Raw genomic sequence first — 3,985 nt, 5'->3', positions numbered from 1 at the left:
TGCGGGGTGGAGCAGTCTGGCAGCTCGTCGGGCTCATAACCCGAAGGTCGCAGGTTCAAATCCTGCCCCCGCTACCAACTCAATCTGCAGTGCAGATGCAGTAGACGAAAAGGTGATCCGGTAACGGGTCGCCTTTTTTGTTGGTCGCATCCCACCTGATTCTCCCTTGCTGACTTGTTGACTCCTCTCTTCACGTTCCACTAACTGCAGCAGACGCAGGGTAGCTTTGTCGGGGGCGACATCTGCAACACCTGCAGACTGGATGTGGGTGCATGTCATTCACTTTGCGCGAAAGCGCGCCGATAAGTACGCGCCTGGGCCATAACGGCCAACTGCACGAGACGACTGCCCGATGGCAGATGCTCGGCAATGGCTACCGTGCCTTCAATCCGGTGCTGATGCGATTCCACAGCCCTGACAGCCTGAGTCCTTTTCAGGAGGGATGGATCAATGCCTACGCGTATGCCCGGCTCGATCCCATCAACCTTGCCGATCCCAGTGGACATTTTGCGGCACCCATTGCCTGGGGCGCACTGGCGCTGACGGTTGGAGCGGCAATAGGTACGGCCGCTGCCTATTTCGCTGGCGAAAAGGAGCTGGGCGGCGTGCTGCTGGGTGTGACGGCGGGCCTTGGGGCTGTCACGGCGATGGCGACCGCAGCTCACGTGATTCCAAAGACCTTGGGGCCGAAAGCTTTTGGACAACAGCCAGGTTCAATCGGCAAGGATCTGGCTCGCGGGGACATGCGGCTTCACGAGCTGCAGGGCGGGGTGTTTGTTGCCGAAGTGCATGGCCAGCCGGGCCGGGTCCAGTTGGGCAGACACATGACTGGAGCGAAGGAAGTCGCAAGCCGCATGCGGGAAATGGCGGGGGCGAAGCCCATCAAAGGCGTGCAGCTGCAAGCGTGCTATTCGGCGAATGCCGGGCCTCGAGGCGAACCCTCTTTCGGGCAAGCATTATCAAGAGAGCTCAAAGTGCCGGTTATGGGGTTTCGTGGAAAGGTGGATCCGGTCGGTAAACGACTCACATACAAAGTCGATCATCAGCGGTACTTCTACCCTGATGGGCGATCTGTCACTCAGATCGGACCCGGCCAACGCAATCCCTGGCTGGCGCATAAACCGCAGCTCGAGCGCATGGTGAGGGAGCTGCTTAGCTCAAGACGGCGCTGACACATCACGTTTGCACCCTCGTCGGAAAACAGAACGTGTTGAATGGCGTGGTTCGGTGGAGACTTGTCGTGGAATCCTGCACTCATCTCATCCTGCCGGAGCGCGTGCGAATAGGCTACAACGGTGTGCTGCACGATTCTGCAACGGGTGCGCAGTTTCTAGGAAGGGGGCATCGTCTCTATCTTCCTTCACTGACGCGCTTCTGCAGCCCCGACCACCTGAGTCCGCTCAGCGCGGGTGGTCTGAATGCCTACGCGTACTGCAACGGTGATCCAGTCAATCGTAATGACCCTGAGGGCATGTTCGCGCTGTGGGTAGGTGCGGGTATTGCCGCGCTCGGTTCCCTGGGTGTGTTTGCTGGCGCGGCGATTGCAGCGGACCGGGCTGGGCACCGTGGCGCTTCTGCGATTCTTGTGGCGCTGGGTGTTGTGGCTGCTGCAGGTTTTGCGGCCGTCGGACTGGCAGCCCGTGGCTTCGGTGCGGCCACAAGAGCCTCGCCCAGGCCAAGCCCGTTTCTTCTGCGAACGCGCGGCTCACATGGAGTGGCACATCACGCCGGCGGCGTCCCCGTTCAGGTGGCCGCTCCGGCTGCGTTGCGGCTGCCCCGAATCAAGATGGCCAATGGTTTCCAATCAAACTCCAGGGCGGGTCCACTATTGCCGCACAGATTCCGGCCGACTGCGCCACCAGCGCCGCGCGGCCAGGCACGCGCTGATGGGACGGCGCTGTCAGCATCCAGGCGTGTGCGCTTTGCCGATGCGCCTCAGGTGCGCTTCTTCCAGCGAGAGCGAGCCTCATCGTCTTCGTCTTCTTCGTTGTCATCAGAAGCGAGTGACATACGATCCATCGATCTCGCCACGTATGCTGGTCGTCATCGTCATTCCTAAGTATTTCTACTGAATCACGTGACCGCCGGCACGTTCGTGCACGAATTTCACTCTGAATTGATTCTCTTCCCGCTCGAATCATGTCTTTCCGCAAGGAGCTTTGGCCCATGCGCAAGAGAGGGCAAGCCGGAAGCCCAGCCCGTACTGCGTCCACGCGAATCCGCACGCTACGCATCGCGATAGCGCTGGCGCTGATCCCGGTCGGTGCCTCCGCCCAGGTGGTAATTGACGGTGCCCGCACCAGCACCGTCAATCTCGACGGCGAGCCCGGCAACAATGCCGCCACGGCGCAGGTGGCGGCCACCGCCAGCGTATTCACCTCCACAGGCGAAGCCGTAGTAGGCCAGAACTTCCGCTGGACGCTGGACAACTACGGCCAACTCGTGAGCACCGATCCCAACGTGTTCGGGGTGCGCCTGCAGAATGGAGAAACCTTCCATAACCATGCCGGTGCGGTAGTGCAGGGCGGGGGTGGTGGTTTCACCGCTATCAACAGCTCCGCTACGGTCACCAATGAAGGGCGGATTGTGGCCAGCACCGGCCCCGGCGTCGAGTTGCGTGCCGGAGGCTTCCTGCTCAACGCGTCCGGCGCTGAAGTCGTCGGCGGCAGTTATGGGGTGCGCCTGATCAACAGCAGCAACGGGCTTCTGAACGCCGGCCTGATCGAAGCCACCAGCGGCGAAGCCCTGCACGTGGAAGGCGGCTCAGGCGACGTCCTCAACGCCAGCACGGCCGTGGTGCGCGGCGCCACGCATGGCGTGAACCTGGTCAATGGTGGGGTGACCCTGATCAACGCCGGGCAGGTGAACGCCAGCACTGGCGTCGGCGTAACCACCAATTCCGGTGGAACGGTCATCAACCAGCAGGGTGCAGCCATTCGCGGTGCGACGGTGGGCATCAGCATGACCAACGGGACCGCGGCCATCAACAACACCGGCCTGATCCAGGGCGGCAGCTCTTCGCTGCGGTTCGAAACCGGCAACGGCACGCTCACCCAGGACAGCGGCGCGCTGTTGATCGGCAGTGCGTATGGCGCGGGCAGCAGCCATATCGTGCTGCACGGCGAAGGCGTTGCCAGCAACGACTTCCTGCAGTTCGCCAGCCTGACGGTGGATGCGCAGCGCTGGAGTCTGCTGGGGCGTACCGAGGCCAGTGCCACCACAATCACCGCAGGGCAGTTGTGGCTGGGGGCACCTGGCCTCGACGGTGCCGTGCTCACCGGTGCCACCGTAGATGTAGGAAGTGGGACGGTGCTTGCCGGTACCGACAGTCGCATCGAGGCGGCGGTGAGCAATCACGGCACGCTGGCGGTAGGCTCGGGGCTGACGACGTGGTCGCCGTCGACGGGCGCACTGGACATCGTCGGCAGCCTGGACAATCGCGGTGTGATCGCCGCCACCAATGGCGTGAACTTCGGCAACGTGCTCAACGTGAGTGGCAATTACGGTGGGTTGGGCGCGGTGCAACTAGGGGCCTCGGTGAGCGAGGCAAACCAGGGGGCTTTGGCCAATCAGCGGGCGGACCGGCTGTTGATCCGAGGCGACGCCAGCGGCCTGACCGGTGTCGTGGTGACCGCGACCTCGGCAGCATCGGCCGGAGCTGCCGCGGCGTTCCATGGCCCTGATGCGGGCGTGTCATTGGTGCAGGTATCCGGACAGTCGAATGCCGCGGCCTTCCTGCTTACGCGGGCGTATGTCACCGGCGGCACGCCGTTCCGCTATCGGCTCTATGCCTACGGCCCGGGCGCGGCCAACGGCGCGGCCTCGCCTGCGCAGAATCTGGTCGGCAATCCGGCTACCTACTGGGACTACCGGTTGCAGCGCGGGTTCGAGACTGCCATTCCGCTGCCCCCGGGCGTCATCGACATCCCGGGTGGGGGCGACGGCGGGGGCGGCGACGGCGGGGGCGGAACGGGCGGCGGAGGTG

Annotated in this window: 2 protein-coding genes and 1 tRNA gene; all 3 read left to right on the top strand. The window is 63.4% G+C overall.

All coding sequences use genetic code 11. The features are described from left to right. Positions 1-77: transfer RNA gene (locus tag EGJ34_RS10340), tRNA-Met, on the top strand. 195 nt (positions 78-272) lie between these two features. Then, on the top strand, positions 273-1,172 hold the full coding sequence (locus tag EGJ34_RS10335; protein ID WP_125360397.1) for an RHS repeat-associated core domain-containing protein: 900 nt from the start codon (positions 273-275) through the stop codon (positions 1,170-1,172). Positions 1,173-2,166: 994 nt separating this feature from the next. Continuing rightward, positions 2,167-3,985 (top strand): hypothetical protein (locus EGJ34_RS10325; RefSeq protein WP_148100488.1); only part of this gene is annotated, 1,819 nt, incomplete at its 3' end.

The organism is Stenotrophomonas sp. 278, assembly GCF_003935715.1.
In the GTDB taxonomy this organism is placed as follows: domain Bacteria; phylum Pseudomonadota; class Gammaproteobacteria; order Xanthomonadales; family Xanthomonadaceae; genus Stenotrophomonas; species Stenotrophomonas maltophilia_AH.
Note: the sequence above shows the minus strand (reverse complement) of the source record. Positions and strands in the feature narration are given on the sequence as shown.